Here is a 21,548-nt window from a genome sequence, read left to right as displayed (position 1 = left end):
ATCATGCAGATTAAGGGAAGAGTAGCCTTGATAACCGGATCTGCCAGCGGGATGGGCAGGGGCACGGCTGAGATAATGGCCCAACATGGGGTAAAAATAGTGATCAATGACGTTAATCAGAGTATGGTGGATGAGGTGGTCAAGGGAATCAAGGAAGCCGGCGGGGAAGCCATAGGAGTGGTTGCGGATATTACCAAAAAAGCTGAAGTGGAAGCGATGTTCAAACAAGTTGTGGACACTTATGGCAGGATTGATATATTGGTAAATAATGCTGGAATTTTTCGGGACAAGGCGTTTTTGAAAATGACGGAAGAGGACTGGGACAAGGTGCTGGAGGTTGACCTCAAAGGCGTATTCTTGTGTAGCCAGGAAGCGGTTAAATATATGCGCGAACAGGCCTATGGCCGGATCGTCAACATATCATCGCGGGCTTGGCTGGGAGGGCCCGGGCAGGCAAATTACTCGGCGGCGAAAGCCGGGGTGGTGGCACTAACCCGAACATTGGCGCTGGAGCTGGGGAAACGGGGGATCACTGTAAACTGCATACCGCCGGGGCTGATCGAGACTCCGATGTGGCACTCTTTGCCGGAGGAAGGAAAAGAACGGCTGGTGAAAGCTCAGCCCATGGGAAGGATAGGATCGCCTCGTGATATTGCCCGGGCCGTGATGTTTTTTGCGAGCGATGAGGCTGGATATATTAATGGGCAAACCCTGTATGTATGCGGAGGGAAGAGCCTTTTTGCCAATATTGGATAGTTTTGAAATAACTATACAAAGGTAAGGGATGGAGTAATGAACAAAAGTCAAGGTGCTTTGAGTGGTATTCGGGTCTTGGAATTTGCAGGCGAAATTGGCAGTTATACCGGAAAATTATTTGCCAACCTCGGCGCGGAAGTGATTCAGATTGAGCCAATTGAAGGCAGTCCGGTGAGAAGAGCTGGTCCTTTTTATAAGGATATCCCTGACAAGGAAGGGAGTCTGCAATTCATCTATCAAAATACAGGTAAGAAGGGCATCGTGCTCGATATTGAAAAGGAGCAGGGAAAAGAAATTTTCCTTAACCTGGCAAAGACAGCGGATTTGCTTCTTGAAAGCTTTCAACCAGGGTATTTGAATAAGTTGAACTTGGGTTATGACCAACTGAGTGCGATCAATCCCAGACTCGTCTATACCTCCGTGACAGGGTATGGGCAAAATGGTCCGTACCGGGATTATCCTTGGTCGGATATTACAACCTTAGCCATGGGAGGGCTGCTTTACCTAGCTGCTCAGGGTGACGATTTACCGGCCCGTGTTCCCGACAATCAGGCGTACACGATGGGGGCGATGTATGCGGCAACGGGGAGCATGATGGCCTTGATTGAGGCCGAAGACAGCGGCAGAGGGCAGTATCTGGATGTGTCTCTCCAGGAATGTGTTGCTACCGCTCTTGAAAATGCCTTACAGTTTTATGACCTGGAAGGAAACATCCGGCGCGGTATAGGGCATGTTGAGGCCGGGATGGGAATTTATCCGTGCCAAGATGGTTATGTTTACCTTGTAGCTGGGATGGGGGATAATGTCAATCTTTGGAACGCTTTCGTTGACTGGCTTATTGAAGAAAAAGTGGAAGGGGCAGAGAGCTTAGCCCATGATGAATGGAAAACGCCGAAATTTCGGCGGACAGCTGAGGCTAAGCAACGTTTTAGTGATATCTTTGTTCCGTTTACAATGAAGCATAATAAGTTATATCTTTTTGAGAATGGTCAGAATCGGCGGGTGACGATTCATCCCGTGAATAACCCGAAAGACATTTGTGAAGATCCCCATATCAAGTACAGGAAGTTCATGGCCGATTATTTCAGCGAGAGTCTTGGTGGGCAGGTTTTCATGCCCGGGGCTCCTTATCGGTTGTCACAAACGCCCTGGAAGCTTGGTACCGAGCCCCCTAAATTTGGACAACATACTGCGGAAATCTTACAAGAGATTGGGTATGATGCGAAACAGATCCAAGATTTTAAACAAGGGGGTGTATGCTTTGTCGCATAAGCTTCCTCTTAATGGCATCAGGGTTCTTGACTTTACTTGGGTCGGTGCGGGTCCTCTCACCACCCGTGTTTTAGCGGAATATGGGGCTGAGGTTATCAAAATAGAATCAGGAACACGCCTAGATTACTTGAGGCTCTTGCCCCCTTATAAGGATGGCAGGGCGGGTGTGGAAAGAAGCGGGTATTTCAGTAATAGAAATCCCAATAAAAAGGGCATAACTTTGAACTTAAAGCATCCCCGTGCCTTGGAGATTATTAAAGAATTAATAAAAAAGAGTGATATAATCTGTGAGAATTTTACGGCGCATGCGATGGAAAAATGGGGACTGGGGTACGAGGAGGTTCGAAAGATCAAGCCGGATATTATCTACGCAGGCATGCCCCTGATGGGAACCGACGGCCCCCATGCCAATTACCGGGGCTTTGGTGTTCAAGTCAGCTCTTTAATTGGAATTCTTCATCTCACCGGTTTCCCGGAAAAAGAACCTTATGGAATGGGAACCAACTATCCCGATCATGTACCCAACCCAGTGCACACTGCGTTCGCTATCCTTGCCGCTCTGCGGCATAAAAAGAAAACAGGGGAAGGCCAGTACATTGAGTTATCCCAAATAGAAGCTCCCCTGTGTGTGCTGCCAACTCCGATCATGGACTACATGATGAACGGACGGGTTCAAAATCGGCAGGGCAACCAGCATTTAGATTTTGCACCTCACGGCATCTATCCGGTTCAAGGTAAAAACCGCTGGATCACATTATCGGTACAAAGTGAGGATGAATGGCAATCCTTGAAAGCTGCGATGGGCATGCCTGAATGGGCTGAACAGGATGCGTTTACAACGAATGCAGAGCGGATAGCCAACCAAGCTGAGTTAAACAAGCTGATTGCGCGTTGGACGGCTAATTATGACGGTAATGAGTTATTGCGTTTATTGACCAAGGCCAAAGTGAGAGCTGGCTTGGTTAAAGATGCCCGGGACGTTCTGCAAGATCCCCAACTCAATTACCGGCGACACTTTGTTTACCTCGATCATTCTGAACTGGGTTATCATGTTTACAATTATTCTCCGGTTCACATGTCCAAGACACCGGCCGTGGTGGATCAAGCCGCTCCGCTGCTTGGTGAACACACCAAACAGGTCATGAAAGATTTGCTCAATTTGGATGAGGCTACGTTCGAGGAAATGAAAAAAGAAGGTGTTTTTGACTAAGAACTCACGACGAGGAGGAATTTCATGTTAAAAAAATACAATAAATGGTTAATTACAGTCTTGACATTTTTAATGGTCCTAAGTCTAGCAGGTTGCGGTGGGCAAGGAGCAAATACTTCAGAGAATGACCGGACTAAGGATCAAAAAATAGTGATTCGTTTAAGTCATGCGTTACCGGAGAAGCACTATATTTCTGCACAAATGCGGGCTTGGGCGGAGCTGGTGATGGAGAAATCCAAGGGTCGGGTGGAAGTTCAGGTCTATCCAACTGGGCAACTGTATAAAGACGCCGATGTCTTAGAAGCGGTACAAACGGGTGCGATTGAGGCCGGGCATGCCTATGATTTTAATCTGGCTAAATCGGTTCCAGAAGCGAGGGTTTTTGCAGCGCCATTTCTTTTTGAAGGAAAAGTGACCGAGATAACTCAAAAAGTTTTAACCAGTCCAATCCGCAGTCGTTTAGAGACTGAGATGGAAAAACAGGGAATGAAAGGAATTTTGTTTATTCCTTGGTCAATGGAAGAAGGCGGGTTGATCGTAAGCAAACAGGTTAAGACTCCGGCCGATGCCAAAGGGCTAACCTTACGGGCTACAGGTCCTGATACCGCAGCGATTTACAAACAGTGGGGAAGTAATGTATCTTATCTCAACGGTTCTGAATTGTACACGGGTTTACAGCGCGGAGTAATCCAAGGCTCCGAAGGAACGGTGACAACTTCGGTCGAACGGAAACTCTATGAGGTTGCTCCTAACTTCACGCTTTTGCCCTATAGCGCACGGGTATCAATGATTATAATTAATAAACAATTTTACGATAAGTTGCAACCGGAACTTCAGAAGGCTATTAGTGAGGCTGCTAAAGAAGTCGAAGACCAGACTGTGGCAGCCGCCAAGACCAATTTAGAGGCTGTATTAAAGGCCGGTGCCGAAAAAGGCATTAAAATTTATACCCCAACTCCCGAAGAACTTAAGCAATTTGCCGGAGACAGAGATAAGCTTTGGCAGTCACTTTATAAAGATTACCCGCAGATCTTAGCTGATATAAAAGAAATTCAAGAAATTAAATCCCAATTGAAACAGTAATAGTTGGAATAGAAGTTGCCCCACCTGTATAAGGGAGGGGCAACTTACAAACGCTTTGAAATTGGGGGTTTGTTTATGGAACTTATAAGAAAGTTGTCGGTAGCAGCACACACCTTAGCTGGAATAATTCTTGGAGTGATGTTCCTATCGATGGTAGCCAATATTACTGCGCGGAAACTCGGAGTTTCCATGATATGGGTTGAAGAGTTGAGCGGTTATGGGGCGGTTTGGGCGACTTATCTGGGGATAGGTTTTGCCCTTAGGGAGGAGAGACACGTACGTGTTGATATTTTAACTAGAAAACTATCCCCGAGAGGACAAGAGCTGATGCGTTTCTTGGGTGATCTGGTTTGCGTGGTTTTCAGCGCTTTGATTACATGGAAAGGGTTTTATTTGATTTGGTCCTCCTACATCTCGGGACGGCATACCCCTTTCTTGGAAATACCAATATACCTGTTGCAAATTGTTTTACCGGTGGGTATGATTTTTTTCGGCCTTGAAGCGTTGATGGATGCGGTTAGATCTAGACAAAGGTTGAAAATGTAGGGTGAGTGGCGAATGAAGTAACTTTTTGCCATAGATTCCTCAAGGGTTTATCACATTATCGTACTACTTACTTGTAGAAATCATGTTGGAAAGGAGAATGCTCCATGACCAGTCTTATACTTCTAGCGGTTATTCTCCTGATTGTGCTGTTATTTATAGGGACGCCCGTGCCTGTGGCCTTAGGTTTCGCAGGCTTAATTGGCCTCTATGCTCTTAGCGGGCAGGGAGCGTTTGTAGTCGCAGCCAAGGTAATGTTTGATACCGTAAACGACTTTATTCTTCTTGCTATACCCTTGTTTATCTTAATGGGGACTATCTTGGGCAAGGGAAAGATAGGAGAAAAGCTTTATCGCCTGTTTGACGTTTTTCTACGTCAAATTCCCGGCGGCGTAGGCATTGCCACGATTTTGACCTGTGCTGTTTTGGCGGCTATGATTGGAACGAGCGTGGCTATTGCGGCCATGGTCAGCTCCTTCGCAATTTCTAATCTGATGAAATATGGTTACAGTTTTCATTTGTCATTGGGTATAACTGTGGCCGGGGGAGCCTTGGGCATTCTTATTCCGCCCAGTGTACCTATGATAGTGTATGGCGCTTTCACCCAGGAATCTACGGGTAGGTTATTCATGGCTGGCGTGGTTCCAGGCATTCTGGCTGTTATTCTTTTCTCAATTTATGTGGCTTGGGAATATGTTCGTTCACCAGACAAACAAAAAGTTGTTGCAGCTACTTGGAGTGAAAGATGGGTTGCATTTAAAGAAGGTATCTGGGCTTTAATTATCCCAATCGGGGTTATTGTACCTATGTATACAGGGTTGGCGACCGTCACGGAAATAGCGGCATTAGGCGTTCTATGGTCTTTTTTAATTGGTATCTTCATTTATCGCACAATAAAGATTAAAGATATTATCCCTATCTTGAGGGAGGCAATAAATAATTCAGTCATGGTTATGTTCATAATTTGTGGTGCAATTCTTTTTGGCAATGCTGTAACTCAATTTGGCTTAGCAGGAGCTATAAGCAGCTTTTTTGTAAGTAATGGTTTTCCTCCGGTGATTTTTCTTGTTATCACTATGGTTATTATGTTGATAATGGGAATGTTTCTGGAAGGCGCCTCGATTATGATGATCATGATCCCCATACTTTTACCTACTTTGATAGGCTACAACATGGATCTCATTTGGTATGCAGTCTTGATGGTAATTAATATCGAGGTAGCCCTCTTAAGTCCTCCTGTAGGACTCAATCTTTACGCGGTTGATAGTGTTGCCAAAGGTTTAGGATTTCCCAGCACACTTGGTGCGGTAATCCGTGGAAGTTGGCCGTTTATGGCGCTTTACCTTCTTGTCCTGATTGTTGTGGCCTTTGTGCCGTCTCTGGCACTTTGGTTGCCGTCACATATGATGAAATAAGGTAACTGGAGGTGTACACCGTGATTGTTGATCAGCCAAGCTCCCATTATATATTCGTGTTCTCAAAGAAATACGTATACGGAGGCTTGAACTATATCAAGTATAAACACAAACCATTGACAAATAAAGAATATTTGCAGCATTGGGGCAAATGGATAGTCCTAGGGACAAGGAAAGAATTGGAGGAACTCGCTAAAAGGCTTGATTCTTATGTTGAGCGGGAGCAGATTCCTTGCATCAAGTTTGACCGGGCGGTGCAGAATGAGTTCGAGGAAATGCTTCTAAAAGAATGCGTGATGTGCATTTACTGTGATGATCGGGAGCGAGAGGACGTTTGGGAAATCCTCGCGCAAGAAGGCGTTAAAAGCAAAGCATGGCAATACGAACAAAAGACGATGGAGGCATGGCTCCCCGGTGGTCGTTTGCTTGAGCGCTGGATTGCTGCGAGAGGGCTAACGGGTGCTGATGCAGAGCGGGTCAGGGAGGACGCACGCCTTTACTTTGCCCAAACCTTTGAAGATGAAGATGCTATTTTTACGGGAGTCATCCAATAGCCCTCGTGTTGCGGGCGGAGTTGGTTAATTAAGATTGCGCGATTGCAATTTAGAAAAAAATATTGGAAGGGAGTGGGAAGTATGGTGTTTAGAACCGGAATTACACGGCTTTTGGGCATCAAATATCCAATTATTCTAGGTAGTATGCACTGGATTACTGATGCCAAGTTGTCCTCTGCTGTATCTAATGCAGGCGGTCTTGGTATTATTTCCTCTGCTCGGTTTAAAGATGGTGATGAGCTGCGGGAAGAAATTCGAAAGGCCAAGCAACTAACCGATAAGCCCTTGGGGGTAAATATCAGCCTTAACAGGGCTACAGCCTTGGCACCAAACACTGAATTTATCCAAGCCGTGATAGAGGAGCGCATTCCGGTGGTGGAGACCTCTGGAGTGAGGAGCCCTGAAGAGGTTATCTATCCGCTGCATGCAGCCGGGATAAAGGTGATTCATAAAGTGGCCTCTATTAAACATGCAATTAAAGCAGAACAATGCGGGGCAGATGCGGTGGAAATGGTAGGATTCGCCAATGGCGGCAATGTCGGTATGGATGATGTTTCGACAATGGTGTTAGTTCCAAGGGCTAAAGATGTGTTAAAGATTCCGATAATTGCCGGGGGGGGGATCGCCGATGCCCGTGGTTTCCTGGCGGCACTGGCGCTTGGTGCAGAGGGGGTGGTTGTGGGGACGCGGTTCATGGCCACCTTAGAATCACCAGTTCATTTCAAGTTCAAGCAATGGCTGTTAGATTCCCAAGAAAATCAAACAGTCCTAGTACAACGATCTATTCGTAATACCCACCGGACGTTGATAAATGATGCTGTTCGTCACGTGTTAGAAATGGAGGAGAGGGGAGCCGGGCTTGAAGAATTAAGGCCATGGATTAGCGGCGAGAAGTACCGCAGGTGTATTATTGAGGGACGGTTACAAGAGGGAATGGCTTATTGTGGTCAGGCCGTAGGTTTGATCAATGATATTCCTTCCGTAAGTACAGTTGTAGATTCCTTTATTAAAGGGGCACGGGAAATTGGCGAAAGATTGATCGCCATGGGTCTATTGATGCCATCATAAAAATATTTGGTGCAGGGAATGAGTTGGAAAAAGGGGAGATGAAAAGTGAACAATATCACCGTGCGACTGCCAGCCTCAATCGCACACCTTACCGGCGATAACAAAGTGGTCGAATGTGCGGCTCATAGTATTGCCGAATGTATACAGGACTTAGACGTAAGGTTTACGGGACTCAAAGATTTATTGTGTGATTTGGATGGTAATGTATCAGATCTTTTCTTTGTTTTTCTTAACGGCGAAAACATAGCCTATTTGCAGGGAATGAAGACTGCCTTACAAGATGGTGATGAACTGACTATTATACCGGCGGCAGCAGGTGGTTAATTCTAAACCATTGAGTCCTATGCCTCACTATCCCAACGGGCTCGGCGAATGCCGAGAGTCTATTAAAATAGCAGGAGGGGGGGAATCCTGGTTCCCGGTAGAAGGAAATCATTAACCGATTTCGGTACAAGGGGAATTCAGGTCAAGCAAGTGAAAAATATAGACGTGGTATTTAATCCGGCCAGCGTAGCTGTTGTCGGTGCCAGTCCTGATGCGGGGAGGATTGGCTACAACATATTGCAAAGTATCGTCGAGGGGGGCTTTCAGGGCCAGGTGTATCCGATCAACAGTAAATACGAGCAAATCATGGGATTGCCTTGTTATTCCGGGTTAGCAGAGCTGCCCGTTGTGCCGGAGTTGGTAGTCCTGGCGGTCAATCAATATGTGACGGTTGAACTGGTCGAACTATGTGCCCGCTTAGGAGTTAAAGGCGTTATTTGCTCGGCCGGTGGTTTTAAAGAGATGGGACCGGAGGGCCAACTTTTAGAAAAACGTTTAATCACCATGGCAGAGGATGCAGGGATTGCCCTGGTTGGCCCCAACACGTTAGGTTTAATAAATACAGCGGCCTCCCTTTATGCTACCTTTTATCCGATGTCCTTAAACAGGGGATCTGTATCCGTGATTAGCCAAAGTGGCGGAATTGGCTTATCCCTTCTGGCTACTATGCAGGATGAAGGGGTTGGGGTGGGCAAATGGTGTGGTGTTGGCAACCGGGGAGTTTTAGAATATGCTGACTATTTGAATTATTTCGCGGAAGACCCGGAAACTAAAGTTATTGGTATTTTTATCGAAGGGACGGATAAGGGCAGGGAATTTATAGAAGCAGCGGCGGCTGTTGCCTGCCGTAAACCGGTGGTTATCTTCAAAGCTGGGCGGGGCGAGGCTGCCGCACAGGCGGCTCGTACTCATACCGGTGCTCTGGCAGGATCCTACCGCCTCTACCAAGACATTTTTGCTCAACACCGTTTGCTGACAGTCGACAGCATTGAGGAACTGGTCGAAATGCTAAAGACCCTATCCGTAGTGGTGCAGGGGGCAGGGGGGGACTCAACCGGGGCAATAAAAGGAGTTGGCCTTATTACCCATACTGCAGGGCCGGCGATTGTAGTGACCGATATTTTGGAAACGGCCGGGTGCAAGCTGCCGGAATTGACAGCGGCCACACTGCGAAGGGTTGAGGAGGCGATCGGGCCTAACCCGCCGGTAATTCTGCGCAATCCCCTTGATCTGGCAGGATCAGGCTTTGCGGCACCTATTTATGGCCAATGTGCGGTGGCTTTGGCTGCAGATCCCGAAGTGGATGCCTTGCTAGCTATTTACTGCCACCATAGTAACTGGTCTTTTCCGACATCGGAATTGATCAAGGTTCAAGCAGAATGCCGGAAACCGGTAGTTGCGTGTTATATCGGGGAAAGCCAGGCTGTGGCAAAGGAACGTCTCCGCCTGCATGAAGCGGGAATCCCATTATACCACTCGATAGCGGCCGCTGCTAAAGGGTTAGTGGCTCTCAAATTCTATGGCGGGAGGGAATAGAGGATGACGGAAAATACGACGTTATTAAGTTGGTCTGAGGCTCAGAAGCTACTGGCATTATATGGTATTGTCATGAGCGGTGAGACAATTGTAAAAGCTGATTTGACCAAAGGAGCCGAAAAATATGGTTTCCCTCTCGTATTAAAAGGATATTCCACCTTTAATTCTCATAAAAAGGAACAAGGGCTTGTCCGCTTGGGCTTAAACAATGCGGAAGAACTTACCGGAGTTTACGCGGAGTTAGATGCTCTGATGAAAGGGTGGCCGGGCCAAAACGAGATTGTTTTACAGCCTACGGCTCCTCTTGGAATCGAATTAGTACTGGGAGCCCGTCGGGACCAGACTTTTGGGGCTGTCTTAATGTTTGGCTTAGGAGGTACATTGGTCGAAGTGTTGAATGAAGTTGTGTTTGCTATGGCACCCTTAGACGTTCAGGCCGCACTGGCTATGCTAGAACGCTGGCCGCGCCGCCGGCTTTTGGATGGGTACAGGGGATGGCCGGCCGTCAACCGCCAAGAACTAGCTGCCCTCTTTGTTAACCTGGGTAATTTGATTAACGAGCACGTGGAAATCCAAGAAATTGATCTTAACCCGGTTATTGTCGGCCCCAACGGTTTGATCTTAATTGATGTGCGAGTAACGGTAGAAGATTGTACATGAACCAAGCCTTGGTGCAATGGGCGGGGAGAAAGTACAAATCGGAGGTAGTTATGGTTAAAACGGGGGTAGAACTAAGCGAGGAAGAACTCGAAAGATATCAAAGACAGATAATTTTACCTGAAGTTGGGATAAAAGGACAACAAAAAATTAAGGCTGCCAAGGTTCTTCTTGTAGGGGCTGGAGGATTGGGTTCCGCTGTAGGTTTCTATCTAGCGGCTGCCGGTATTGGTAAAATCGGAATTGTGGACAGTGATGCAATAGATCTGGGCAACCTGAACCGTCAGGTTCTACATAGGAACGGAGATATCGGGCGGGCTAAGGCAGAATCTGCCCGGCTAGCCCTCAAGAATTTGAACCCGGACATAGAAGTGCTTGCTTATCCGATGAGATTAACTCAACAGAACGCCGAACAGACAGTAAGGGATTACGATATGGTCGTCGATTGTAGCGATAATTTCCCGGCCCGTTTCCTGATGAACCAGGTGTGTGTACACTCTGGTAAACCTTTCTTTTACGGCGCGGTATCTGGTTTTGAAGGGCAAATGATGACTATAATTCCAGGATTAACTCCGTGTTACAATTGCCTCTCCCCTAATATGCCAACCCCACCTGATAAACCTATCCCAGTTGTTGGGGTAGTACCGGGTGTAATTGGTATGATTCAGGCTACCCAAGTACTTAAGTACATTCTTGGTCATGGGGACTTGCTGGTTGGGAAGCTAGTGCTCTATAACGCGCTCAAGCTTGACCTTCTTAACGTGGACGTGAAAAGAAGCCCCCTGTGCCCAGTCTGTAGTGTGGTGGATACATCATGGTGTGAGCCAACGCCTTGATTATGTCTCATTATGGGACATTTCTTGTGAATAAGGCACAAGATACATTGTTCAGAGTAAAGTGTTTTATATTCGGGCAGTTGTTCTTTGAAATAATTGTCCGTTTTTCGTACACTTTCTGGCAATCCCTGAATATGGGCTACAAGATAAAATTGGCATAGAACTTGCAATAAGGTGGAGTCATGGATAAACGGTGCAGAATACCTCTTTGAAATTGTATTAGCTTCTAAATAAAGTTTGTAAAAAAATTTCATAATTATTAGAATTATTAGAATTATTAGTATTAAACCGCTTCAAGCAGACAGTATTGTGGCAATGGTTGTTTGATAATACGAGGAGGTGAATAGTAATGAAAATTTAGGCAACTGAGGGGAAGCGAAAAGTATAAACAAAGTGAATCAGTAGTATGTTGAAGAGGGGGCATTAAAAAGTGGCGATGTGTAAAGAATGTGAACGTTTTCATCCTATCCCAGACACGGAGTGGGATCACGAACGAGGAACTGGGGACTGTGTCAAGACAATGCGAGATAATAAAGGTAAATACTGGCATACTGCGAAAGTGAAGGAAGATTCAAATTGTGCCGAATTTAAACCGAAACAAAATAGGCAGTGAAAACAATAAAAATCAGAGGGGGAAATAAGCGATGGCGAGTGCTACAGTGCAGGCGGAAATAACGCGGGAACTGAAACTGGAAGCCAAAAAGGGTCAGCCCTTAGGGAAGGCCTTATGGGACAAAAAGCTTAAGGAAGGGCCGGGAAGCACACCCAAAACAAAGCATCTTTACAAGCGCTGCCGGTGGGCGCATACTGCCGGGGGAGAGTATACGAGGGAAGAAATCAAGATTTCTTTGGAACGCGCCCGTTTATATACCGAGGCGCATAAAGTAAACGCCGGTGAAGTGCCGGTAATGATCAGAGCAAAATCCCTTGAGCATTATCTGAAAAACTGCAGTATCTATATCCAGGATGAGGAAATCATCGTTGGGAACCACAATGAGCGTCCGGATAAGATGGAACTTTATCCGGAGGGTGGGGCCGCGAATATGTTTGATTATCTGGAGGATGATACGGTTACTCCCCCGGAACTCTATGATGAGGGAGTGGAAATGGTCGAGTATTGGAAACAATGGTCGCTTTCAGCCATGTGTGAGAGGTACATGGAACCTGAAGATATTGAGAAGCTTAACACGGGGGTGATCGGGGAGCCGCCAGTGTGGAATCATTTTTATACGAGCGCCTGTCCGCCCTACCAGAGCGTCCTTGAAGACGGGCTGGAGAAAAGGATTGAGTGGTGCGAGCAAAATATCAGAAACGCCAGGGATAAATTAAAGGAATACCCTTGGAGGGGTGAGGAGAACATCCCCCTTTTCGAAAAGATTGACAACTGGACGGCTATGGTTGTTGCTGCCAAGGCGGTGATCGGCTGGGCGAGAAGATACAGCCGGCTGGCGAAGACCATTGCTGAAGAGTTTGACTTGAGTGATAGTGTGGTCGGAGCGCAGCAAAGAAAGAAAGAACTGCTGGAAACCGCTGAAATTTGCTACAATGTTCCCGCAAAACCGGCTCGGGGTTTTAAGGACGCTATGCAGTCCAAATGGTTCAGCTTTGAGGTCGCCCAAAATATCGAGCGTTATGGTTCCGGCTACTCTCATCTGGAAGATGATCTGATGTGGCCTTACTACAAGGCAAGTGTTATCGATAAAACAGCGCAGCCGATGACGCGCGATGAGGCGATCGAACTGCTTGAAAGTGAGCGGCTCAAAGTAAGTGAGCGCGGAGTAACAAAAGGAAGATGGATGCGGATTATCCATGCCGGAATTAACGACCTTCATATTATGACCCTTGGCGGTTTGGATGAGAACGGCAAGGACATGTGCAATGATCTTACAGACGCCATACTTGAGGCAACTTTGAATATTCATACCAATGAGCCCTCGGTCGCGTTCAAGTATTCGCCGAAGATTAATGAAAAAACGAGACGACTGGTCTTTGAGTGCATCTCCCAGGGTTATGGCTTCCCATCGATTAAACATCATGAGAAAAACACAAGGCACAGCATCGAGTATCACGGATGGCCGCCTGAGGTGGCGGCGCGGTGGGCCTTGGTTCTGTGCATGGCTCCCGGAGTAACAGGCCGGAGATCGACCCAGCATTCAAGAAATGAGGGCGGTTCAGGGATAGTCGGTCCTGCCGTGGGGACGATGGCCTTAAGCGATGGGTTTGATTCCTGGTTTAGCCACAAGCAGGTGGGGGCGCATACAGGCGATGCCAGCAAGTTTACGTGGGAAGACTTGTTGAAAGCAGTGGAGACACAGCTCAAACACAATTCCCATCTCATGTTTATGAATAAGGAAATAACCAGCTATGCCGAAGGCAAGAGGTTGGAAAGCCCGTTCCTGGCTGTGATGGATGACTGGAATGTTGAAGAGGGAGTGGGAGCTTATGCACGGCACAAGCCCTACTCGAACACTTGGGCCGATTATTATCCCGGACCTATGGGGGTTGTTGATGATCTGGCGGCGATTAAGTATTGGGTTTTTGACCAAAAGAAATATACGATGGCGCAGCTGCTTGAGGCACTTCAAGCCAACTGGCAGGGATACGAGGACATGAGGCAGGAGTTTCTGGCTGCACCCAAATGGGGCAATGATGATGATTATGTTGATGAAATAGCCAGTTGGTTTATGAATATGTCCTGTGATGTATTTCAGGATGTCAAAATGGTCGGGGGGGAAAAAGGGGCCCAACTGGTGCCGCAATCGGTGTCCTCATTCGTTACCCTGGGTTCCATCATCGGGGCGGAACCGTTTGGCCGTCGGCATGGAGAGTCCTTGCATGATGGCGGATGCTCGCCCTACATGGGGCTTGACAAAAAAGGCCCGACAGCAGTCTTGAAGAGTGTCAGCAAACTTCCCAACAGCAGGATCAAAGGCGATCAGCTCAATCAACGTTTGCCGGTGTCGCTGATGAGGGAGTCCGAAAAAGGATTTGATGCCTGGAGTGCCTATATGAAGACTTGGCATGATTTGGGTATTGACCATGTGCAATTCAATGTCGTACGAACTGAGGACATGCGTGCTGCCCAGAAGGAGCCGGAAAAATGGGAACATTTGATCGTAAGAATTGCCGGCTACAGTGCTCGGTTTATCTCTTTGTCCCAGATGGGTCAGGATGCGATTATCGGTCGTAACGTGCAGGAACTGGGATAAGCCCGAGAAGAAAAAGATGGGATGGGGAATTGATTCTTCATCCCATCCATCAAATAATTTTTAAAGAAACGGAGAGAAGGAAATGGCAAAGTGTAAAGAGTGCCGCTATGGGCGGATGGGTCTTGCCCAACCCATGGAAGGGTATTGTATTTATGGGATCAGGGAGGCCGATGAAAAGGAGTCAACAACCAGTTCGGCCGCGATGATGGTACCGGGCAGGATGATCAACCTGCGCGATGAGGCCTGCGAGCATTACGAGAAAAAACCGTCCCATAGGGAGTTCATAAAGGAAAGCAATTAAAAGGATGATAGGGATGGATAAAAATTTGCTGATTACCAATGTGCAGAGATTTTCCACCAATGATGGTCCGGGGATCAGAACGACCGTCTTCGAGAAAGGTTGCCCTTTACACTGTACCTGGTGTCATAATCCTGAATGTATTAATTCCTATCAGGAATTTTATCACATGGAAATGAAATGTTTGAAATGTGGGCATTGCGCTAACGTCTGTCCTGAAGGAGCCGTTTATTATCAGGATGGGGAGTTTCCCAAACGAGATCGGGAAAAATGTACTCGGTGTATGATTTGTGTGAATGAATGTCCCTATGGTGCATTGGAAATTGTTGGGAAAGTTTGGGGTATTGACGCATTAATGAAGGAGATTGAATCTGACAGGGCTTTCTATGATAATTCTGGGGGAGGGTTAACTGTATCAGGCGGTGAGTGTCTTTACCATCCGGAATTCACAGCCGAACTGTTAAAACGGGCGCAAGACGCTGGGATTCATACTTGTTTGGACACCAGCGGCTTCGCTCCTTGGGAGGATTTGGAGCAGGCGCTTCGTTATACCGATCTGGTTCTGTTGGATATCAAGTGCATGGATTCGCGGAAACATCAGGAGGTAACCGGCGTGCCGAATGAAATCATTCTACGTAACGCCCAAAAAATTGCGGCCGCAAAGAAGAAGATGAGGTTACGGCTGCCGATAATCCCCGGCGTCAATGATAAGATGAGTTTTATTGAAGAAGTAGGACGGTTTGCCAAAGAATTGGGGTCTGCAGTGGAAGGACTTGACCTTATGCCTTTCCATAGCTGGGCTGAAGGCAAATACAAACAACTGGACAGAGCTTATGCTTTTGCCAAAGTAGAAGCCTTGTTTCCAGAGGATGTGGCAGAATTCGAGAAAATACTTAAAAACTCTGGTTTTGAGGTTACCATTGGGGGGTAGACGGAAAAGATGAAATGCTCGCAATGTGGATATGAAAGAAGGTTAGCCGAGTTTAAAATTGCTGGCATGGAGTATGCCGGCGGAGGAAGGTGTTGCGGTCCGGTTCTTTCCGTGCGGGAGTGCCCGGAATGCGGCAAGAGACTGGCTGTCGATGTCGACCGGGTGCTTTTTGAAGAAAATCAAAAAACTGAAGTGAATTTCCACTTCCCTGGAAACTAATTTTTGTAGAGGAAAGCACCCGGCACAGGAGAGGGAGAACGATATGATTACAGGAGTGGTGACGAATATCCAATATTTTACGATGTTCGATGGACCAGGCGTAAGAACCACTGTTTTTCTCAAGGGCTGTCGGCTCAATTGCCGCTGGTGTCACAACCCGGAAGGGGTGAGACATTATCCGGAGGTTTTTCATCTGTGGTCTAATTGCAATGACTGTGGCCAGTGTGATGACATCTGTCCTACCGGTGCCCTGCAAGTGGTGGAGCATATGGGGTATGAGGGAGGTGTCGTGACAGGAGATGATCCCGGAAACATACCTGTGAAGATCGAAGATAAAATGGTCAGGAAGATAAGGATAGATAAAGGACGTTGCCTTGGCTGCCGACAATGTGTTGAAGCATGTCCTCGAGCTGCGTTCGTTATTTCCGGAGAAATAATGACCGTCGATGAGGTGATTGAGAAAGTGGCGGAAGAGCGGCTTATGTATGAAAATTCCGATGGCGGTGGCCTAACATTGTCCGGAGGGGAGCCAACGGCGCAGCCCGAATTTTGCCTGACACTGCTTAAGGCGGCTAAAGAAAAAGGGATTAACACCGCTTTAGATACGTGCGGCTTTGTTAGATGGGATATTTTGGATGAGATGTTGGATTACACCGATGTTGTGCTTTTGGATATTAAAAATATGGATCCTGAGGCGCATAAGGAGTTTACCGGAGTATCAAACGAGCTGATTCAGGAGAATGCCAGGCGGATAATTGCGAGGGGCGGAGTGGAAATGAGGGTGCGCGTTCCAGTCATTCCGGAAATAAATGATTCCGCTGAGAATATGAAAAAAACTGCCGAGTTTATCAGCGCGTTGGGCTTAAAAGGAGTTGACATTCTGCCATTTCATCCCTGGGCCGGGCAGAGCTACAGATTGCTCGGCTTGGATTATCCTTTCCCTGTGGGCGAGTGGTATCCCGATGAGAAACAGGAGAGAATTGAAGAGATTTTCAGAGCTAACGGCTTGAAGCCGAATCGGCTGGGAGGATAAGCAGATGGTGAGGAGGCAATAATGTGAGGAAAGAAGCCTTAATTGCCAAGATCATTGACCTTGAGTGGAACATGTTTCATAAGGTGTCCAATATCGGTGGCAAAGCGTCTTGTCAGGAAAATCCGGAAACTTTTAAGATTATGAGATATAGCCAGGCTATTAGTTGGGCAGAGGATGCTCTTGAAAGCTATCTGACTGACCTTTCTGAGGCCCAGGAAAACAAAAGAAACCTGCTAACAGAAAAATATGCCCGCATGATGAAATCAACTTCTCCATGGGAGTATTATGATCGAATTGAGCATCAGCTCCCTGCTTTGGAACCTGAAACTCTTCAGTTGATTGACAATATTGTTAAAATCGTTCTGGAATGGGAGGAAGAACTATCAGCCAAGTACCCTAACCTTGTCGAAAGGGGCAGACCCATACATAGTACAGAAGACAGCCAGTTTGTAACGTCTATCGAAACGTATTTACGGGGAGAACTTGCCACTTATTCGCTTACGACGTTAGAACTGTACTACAAAAATGTTTTAAAGCAAAAGTCCGAAAATATAAATAGTTCAGAAATTACGCTTAACTCTATGGTGAAACAATATGGTTTTAATTCTTTGGAAGAGGCCAATGAAAAAATTAAAACCAAGATAAACTCTTAAAACAAACGCTGAAGCCGGATTATTTTGCGATAATTATTCTAAAATGCAAGAGAGGCCTGTGAATATGGCAAAAGAATATCAAGTTATGTCAGACGGCACCTTTTTAATCAAAGCCACGCTGCAGGTCTTGGAAGATGAATTGAGCAAACAAGGCGCAGCAGTACGCCAAGCAGTGGATTATTTTCTCCTGGCAGAAAAATCATCCGCTTCTAACCAGTATACCGAGGCAGACGAAGCCTATAAAAAAGCGGCAGGCATTCTTCTCACCATGTCCGTCTACCTGAACTGGGGGAACCTGTTTTTTATTTCCGGCAGGATTGCTGAAGCCCTTCAACATTACTCCAAGGGGTTGGCCCTAGCCGAAAAGAATAAAAACAGGTGGTTTGAGGGTGCTTTTTTAAGCAACACCGGCCATCTCTACTATGCTGAAGGAAACCCGGATGAGTCCTTAAAGTATTTCACCCAGGCTCTGCCAGCCCTTAAAGAGACAGGTGAGAGAGAGGACATCGCTGACATACTTTTGGGTATTCTCCTGAAAATGGAGGGTATTTACAATCAGAAGAAAGAACTGGAACCTGCCATAGAATGTCTCCAACAGGCACTGGCACTTTTCAGAGAAACCGGGCGAAATATCGGAGCAGGCAGGTGCCTGAACAACCTTGGGCTGACATTTGTGGCTCAGAAAGACTATGATCAGGCCTTAACTCATTTCAGAGAAGCACGGAACATTTTCAGAGAACTCGGTTCCCGGGAAGATGAAGCCGAACAACTGGGCAATCTTGGTTCGGTTTTTAGGGACACCTCTGAAAACGACCTGGCTTTGAAACACTACCGTGAATCCCTGGCTGTTTTCAAGGAAATCGGTCACGAGTTGGGCGTAGCGAATGAGCTCGGCAACATCGGTTATATTTTGTATGTAAAAGGTGAATTTAACTCTGCCCTGAACTATTTCATGCAGGCGGAAAAACTATATCTAAAGTTGGGAGTAGCTTCCCGCGCTGAAATGACTAGAAAGAACATTGATAATCTGCTTGGAAACGTAAGATAAGGGAGGAAGTATGGGCTGTGCAGGGTCTGGAACTGGCAGAAAAATATTTTAATCACTATGGTATGCCCATGATCCTTGAAAAATTTTCCAAGTACGAAGACAAGATTGCAGCAGGATTGGTCGGTGATGGTTCAGACTGTTTTGGATTCGATGATGATATTTCCAGGGATCACGACTGGGGACCATCGTTTTGCCTCTGGCTCACTCAAAAAGATTATCAAACCATCGGAAATGCACTTCGGGCGAAGATCAATGAACTTCCCCGGGATTTTGCAGGGTACGGCCCGCGGCAGGTGAGCGCGTTTGGCGATAACCGGGTCGGAGTATTTGAAATAGGGAGTTTTTATCAACGCTTTATCGGACTCGACCGGCTTCCGGCGAGCTTGGATGAGTGGCTCCGCATCCCGGAAGACGTTCTGGCAGTTTGTACAAACGGCAAGGTGTTTTATGATCCTCTGGGCGAGTTCACTGGGTTCAGAAATGAACTTAAGGAATTTTATCCTGAAGACGTTCGGTTGAAGAAGATTGCCTCCCGCTGTATGACCATCGCCCAGTTCGGCCAGTATAATTTCAGGCGTTGTGTTAAAAGAAAGGAATATGTGGCTGCCAGTTATGCCGAAGCTAAGTTCTGCTCGGATGTTATCTCAGTGGTATTTTTGCTGAATTCGGAATACAAGCCGTTTTTTAAATGGATGCACCGAGCGCTGCGTTGCCTGCCCATCTTGGGGGAATTTGTTTATACGGCAGTTAATGACATTGTCACAAGCGTTGACTATGATGAAAAGTATTCCTTAATTGAAAAAATCTGCACCGCGATCAGAGGAGAATTTCAGCGCCAAGGTTTGAGTGACTCAACCAGCGATTTTCTCCAGGATCACGGCCCGATTATTCAGCAAAAGATCAAGGATCCCAGTTTGCGCGCACGACACGTATTGCTGGGGTGAAACTGACGAACTTAGGTACATTTTGGTGACGCATGAGCACCATGACAATTTTCGCATGTGAGCATTAAAAATACCTGGCCCACGGAAAGTGTTTTATATCAGGACAGTTGTACAGAGACGAGACAACGAGACACATTGTTTGGAGCCAAACGTTTTATAAAATGTTTTATATTGGGACAGTTGCTCTTTTGAGTAACTGTCCTTTTTTCGTACACTCTTTAACAATCCTTGTGTACGGGGCTGGATGAGAATTTGGCATGGAACTTGCAATAATGTATGGAGTCAGAGATGAACGGTGGGGGATAACCATTAACCATGAAGGTGAGATGTTATAAACGATGGATTTTGCTTACTTAGTGACAGATATCAGAGATGGGATAGGGATTGTCACGATTAACCGACCGGAAATTCTTAATGTTTTAAGCCCTGCTGTGTATCATGAGCTTAACTCAAGTCTGCTGGCCTTGACGGCTGATTCTACAGTTAAAGCCGTAATCATTACTGGCGCAGGGAATAAAGCGTTTGTGGCCGGGGCGGACATTACAGCCATGAGGTCCATGACCGCCGACCAGGCTCTGCAGTTCGCGACAATTGCTCAAGAAGCTCTCATGCTGATTGAGACGATGTCAAAACCGGTAATTGCCGCTGTCAATGGGATTGCTTTGGGTGGAGGTTTTGAATTGGCTCTGGCCTGCGATTTCCGGTTGGCCGTGCGGAGTGCCAAGTTTGGCCTGCCGGAGACTAAGCTGGGAATAATTCCTGGCAGCGGTGGTACTCAGCGCCTGGCGGGACTGGTGGGAGTGAGTAAAGCCAAGGAGATGATTCTGCTGGCAGAAATCCTCACCGCTGAGGAAGCACTGGCCCTGGGCCTGCTCAACAAAGTGGTGGAAGAAGAACAGTTGATGGTTGCGGCTATGGAACTGGCGCAAAGGCTTGCGCGGCAGGCACCGGTGGCTCTAGCCATGGCGAAGCGTTCAATCCGGCGGGCAGTGGGTCCGGACAGCAGCGGGGGACTGGAGTTTGAGGCCAATTGTTTTGCTCATTGCTTCTCTACCTTGGACCAAAAAGAGGGAATGCAAGCGTTCCTTGACAAGAGACCACCGCAATTTACCGGCAGGTGAAAGGAAATGCAATCCTTTTGTCAGAGAGAAGAGGAGTGAGGACAGTGCAGGCACAAGATTTATTTAGCCTTGCGGGCAAGACGGCTATCGTTACCGGAGGTTCTCAGGGACTGGGCAAACAAATGGCCACGGCTCTGGCGCAGTTCGGAGCCAATGTGGTTTTAGCGGCGCGCAAGCTTGAACGGTGTGAACAGGTAGCAGCAGAAGTAAGGGAGATGTATGGTGTAAAAGCTGTTCCCTTAGCTTGTGACGTTGCGCGGGAGGAAGATATTGTGGCCTTGGTAAACCGGACCCGGGAGATTTTCGGTCGCCTTGACATACTTGTAAATAATGCGGGAGTTACCTGGGGAGCAGCAGCTGCCGACTACCCCACTGATAAATGGAGGCAGGTCCTTGATGTCAATCTTACTGGAAGTTTTATCGCCGCCAGGGAAGCTTTTAAGGTGATGAAAAGCCAGGGTAGGGGGAAAATCATTAATCTGGCCTCCATCATGGGCATCATGGGTGCCAAGGCAGAAGTCATGGATGCGGTAGCTTACAATGCAAGCAAAGGGGCAATTATCAGTTTGACCAGAGATTTGGCGGTTAAGTGGGCACCTTTCGGCATCAATGTTAATGCGGTTGCGCCAGGTTGGTTCCCGACTCACATGGCAGAAAAAGTAATTGAGATGCGCCGCGATTTGTTTTTGAACTATATTCCTGCCGGACGTTTTGGGAATGAGGATGATCTGAAAGGGGCGGTGGTTTATTTGGCGTCTGGTGCTTCCGATTACGTGTACGGTCAGGTGCTGAACATCGATGGAGGATGGAGCATCCATTGATGAATAAGAAAGGCGAG

The 21,548-nt window shown here is 47.1% G+C and carries 23 protein-coding genes; all 23 read left to right on the top strand.

What is annotated here, in order from left to right; all coding sequences use genetic code 11:
* Positions 1 to 3 precede the first annotated feature (3 nt).
* The 23 genes from ACYQ2N_RS06020 (at position 4) to ACYQ2N_RS05910 (ending at position 21,531) form a co-directional block, all read left to right on the top strand.
* A complete protein-coding gene (locus ACYQ2N_RS06020; RefSeq protein WP_459998164.1) occupies positions 4 to 756 on the top strand; it encodes an SDR family NAD(P)-dependent oxidoreductase in 753 nt (250 codons plus the stop codon).
* Between the two features lie 36 nt (positions 757 to 792).
* A complete protein-coding gene (locus ACYQ2N_RS06015) occupies positions 793 to 2,028 on the top strand; it encodes a CaiB/BaiF CoA transferase family protein (RefSeq protein ID WP_459998163.1) in 1,236 nt (411 codons plus the stop codon).
* Positions 2,018 to 3,238 (top strand): CaiB/BaiF CoA transferase family protein, encoded by a 1,221-nt coding sequence (locus ACYQ2N_RS06010; RefSeq protein WP_459998162.1) that lies wholly within the window; start codon positions 2,018 to 2,020, stop codon positions 3,236 to 3,238. The genes ACYQ2N_RS06015 and ACYQ2N_RS06010 overlap by 11 nt, the downstream gene beginning before the upstream one ends.
* A gap of 24 nt (positions 3,239 to 3,262) precedes the next feature.
* Positions 3,263 to 4,321 (top strand): TRAP transporter substrate-binding protein, encoded by a 1,059-nt coding sequence (locus ACYQ2N_RS06005; RefSeq protein ID WP_459998161.1) that lies wholly within the window; start codon positions 3,263 to 3,265, stop codon positions 4,319 to 4,321.
* 75 nt (positions 4,322 to 4,396) lie between these two features.
* On the top strand, positions 4,397 to 4,867 hold the full coding sequence (locus tag ACYQ2N_RS06000; protein WP_459998160.1) for a TRAP transporter small permease: 471 nt from the start codon (positions 4,397 to 4,399) through the stop codon (positions 4,865 to 4,867).
* A gap of 104 nt (positions 4,868 to 4,971) precedes the next feature.
* Positions 4,972 to 6,279, top strand: coding sequence for a TRAP transporter large permease (locus ACYQ2N_RS05995; protein ID WP_459998159.1), 1,308 nt, complete (start codon positions 4,972 to 4,974; stop codon positions 6,277 to 6,279).
* A 20-nt stretch (positions 6,280 to 6,299) separates the two neighbouring features.
* A complete protein-coding gene (locus ACYQ2N_RS05990) occupies positions 6,300 to 6,833 on the top strand; it encodes a hypothetical protein (protein WP_459998157.1) in 534 nt (177 codons plus the stop codon).
* An 81-nt stretch (positions 6,834 to 6,914) separates the two neighbouring features.
* Positions 6,915 to 7,901: an NAD(P)H-dependent flavin oxidoreductase gene (locus tag ACYQ2N_RS05985; protein ID WP_459998156.1), complete on the top strand. Its 987-nt coding sequence runs from the start codon at positions 6,915 to 6,917 to the stop codon at positions 7,899 to 7,901.
* Between the two features lie 45 nt (positions 7,902 to 7,946).
* Complete coding sequence (locus ACYQ2N_RS05980; RefSeq protein ID WP_459998155.1) at positions 7,947 to 8,225, top strand: MoaD/ThiS family protein; 279 nt, start codon at positions 7,947 to 7,949, stop codon at positions 8,223 to 8,225.
* Positions 8,226 to 8,375: 150 nt separating this feature from the next.
* The gene (locus tag ACYQ2N_RS05975; RefSeq protein WP_459998153.1) at positions 8,376 to 9,761 is read left to right on the top strand and encodes an acetate--CoA ligase family protein; all 1,386 of its coding nucleotides are present in this window, start codon (positions 8,376 to 8,378) and stop codon (positions 9,759 to 9,761) included.
* Between the two features lie 3 nt (positions 9,762 to 9,764).
* Positions 9,765 to 10,421: an acetate--CoA ligase family protein gene (locus ACYQ2N_RS05970; protein ID WP_459998151.1), complete on the top strand. Its 657-nt coding sequence runs from the start codon at positions 9,765 to 9,767 to the stop codon at positions 10,419 to 10,421.
* Positions 10,418 to 11,254, top strand: coding sequence for a HesA/MoeB/ThiF family protein (locus ACYQ2N_RS05965; protein ID WP_459998150.1), 837 nt, complete (start codon positions 10,418 to 10,420; stop codon positions 11,252 to 11,254). Before ACYQ2N_RS05970 ends, ACYQ2N_RS05965 begins: the two co-directional genes overlap by 4 nt.
* Before the next feature lie 436 nt (positions 11,255 to 11,690).
* Positions 11,691 to 11,867, top strand: coding sequence for a benzylsuccinate synthase gamma subunit family protein (locus ACYQ2N_RS05960; RefSeq protein ID WP_460000479.1), 177 nt, complete (start codon positions 11,691 to 11,693; stop codon positions 11,865 to 11,867).
* 31 nt (positions 11,868 to 11,898) lie between these two features.
* Positions 11,899 to 14,463, top strand: coding sequence for a pyruvate formate lyase family protein (locus ACYQ2N_RS05955; protein ID WP_459998148.1), 2,565 nt, complete (start codon positions 11,899 to 11,901; stop codon positions 14,461 to 14,463).
* A gap of 82 nt (positions 14,464 to 14,545) precedes the next feature.
* A complete protein-coding gene (locus tag ACYQ2N_RS05950; protein WP_459998146.1) occupies positions 14,546 to 14,764 on the top strand; it encodes a hypothetical protein in 219 nt (72 codons plus the stop codon).
* Between the two features lie 13 nt (positions 14,765 to 14,777).
* The gene (locus ACYQ2N_RS05945; RefSeq protein WP_459998144.1) at positions 14,778 to 15,692 is read left to right on the top strand and encodes a glycyl-radical enzyme activating protein; all 915 of its coding nucleotides are present in this window, start codon (positions 14,778 to 14,780) and stop codon (positions 15,690 to 15,692) included.
* A gap of 9 nt (positions 15,693 to 15,701) precedes the next feature.
* On the top strand, positions 15,702 to 15,911 hold the full coding sequence (locus ACYQ2N_RS05940; protein WP_459998142.1) for a hypothetical protein: 210 nt from the start codon (positions 15,702 to 15,704) through the stop codon (positions 15,909 to 15,911).
* 43 nt (positions 15,912 to 15,954) lie between these two features.
* Positions 15,955 to 16,944 (top strand): glycyl-radical enzyme activating protein, encoded by a 990-nt coding sequence (locus ACYQ2N_RS05935; protein ID WP_459998140.1) that lies wholly within the window; start codon positions 15,955 to 15,957, stop codon positions 16,942 to 16,944.
* A 23-nt stretch (positions 16,945 to 16,967) separates the two neighbouring features.
* Positions 16,968 to 17,597, top strand: a complete 630-nt coding sequence (locus ACYQ2N_RS05930) for a DUF4125 family protein (RefSeq protein ID WP_459998139.1) — start codon at positions 16,968 to 16,970, stop codon at positions 17,595 to 17,597.
* Positions 17,598 to 17,661: 64 nt separating this feature from the next.
* Entirely contained in the window at positions 17,662 to 18,645 is a 984-nt protein-coding gene (locus ACYQ2N_RS05925; RefSeq protein ID WP_459998138.1) for a tetratricopeptide repeat protein, read from the top strand.
* A gap of 17 nt (positions 18,646 to 18,662) precedes the next feature.
* Positions 18,663 to 19,589, top strand: a complete 927-nt coding sequence (locus ACYQ2N_RS05920) for a DUF4037 domain-containing protein (RefSeq protein WP_459998137.1) — start codon at positions 18,663 to 18,665, stop codon at positions 19,587 to 19,589.
* 338 nt (positions 19,590 to 19,927) lie between these two features.
* Positions 19,928 to 20,710 (top strand): enoyl-CoA hydratase/isomerase family protein, encoded by a 783-nt coding sequence (locus tag ACYQ2N_RS05915; protein ID WP_459998136.1) that lies wholly within the window; start codon positions 19,928 to 19,930, stop codon positions 20,708 to 20,710.
* A gap of 44 nt (positions 20,711 to 20,754) precedes the next feature.
* Positions 20,755 to 21,531: a glucose 1-dehydrogenase gene (locus ACYQ2N_RS05910; RefSeq protein WP_459998135.1), complete on the top strand. Its 777-nt coding sequence runs from the start codon at positions 20,755 to 20,757 to the stop codon at positions 21,529 to 21,531.
* Positions 21,532 to 21,548: the final 17 nt, after the last annotated feature.

Source organism: Paradesulfitobacterium aromaticivorans (assembly GCF_054657415.1).
The sequence above is the reverse complement of the archived record's forward strand: the minus strand, read 5'-3'. Positions and strand labels throughout refer to the sequence as shown.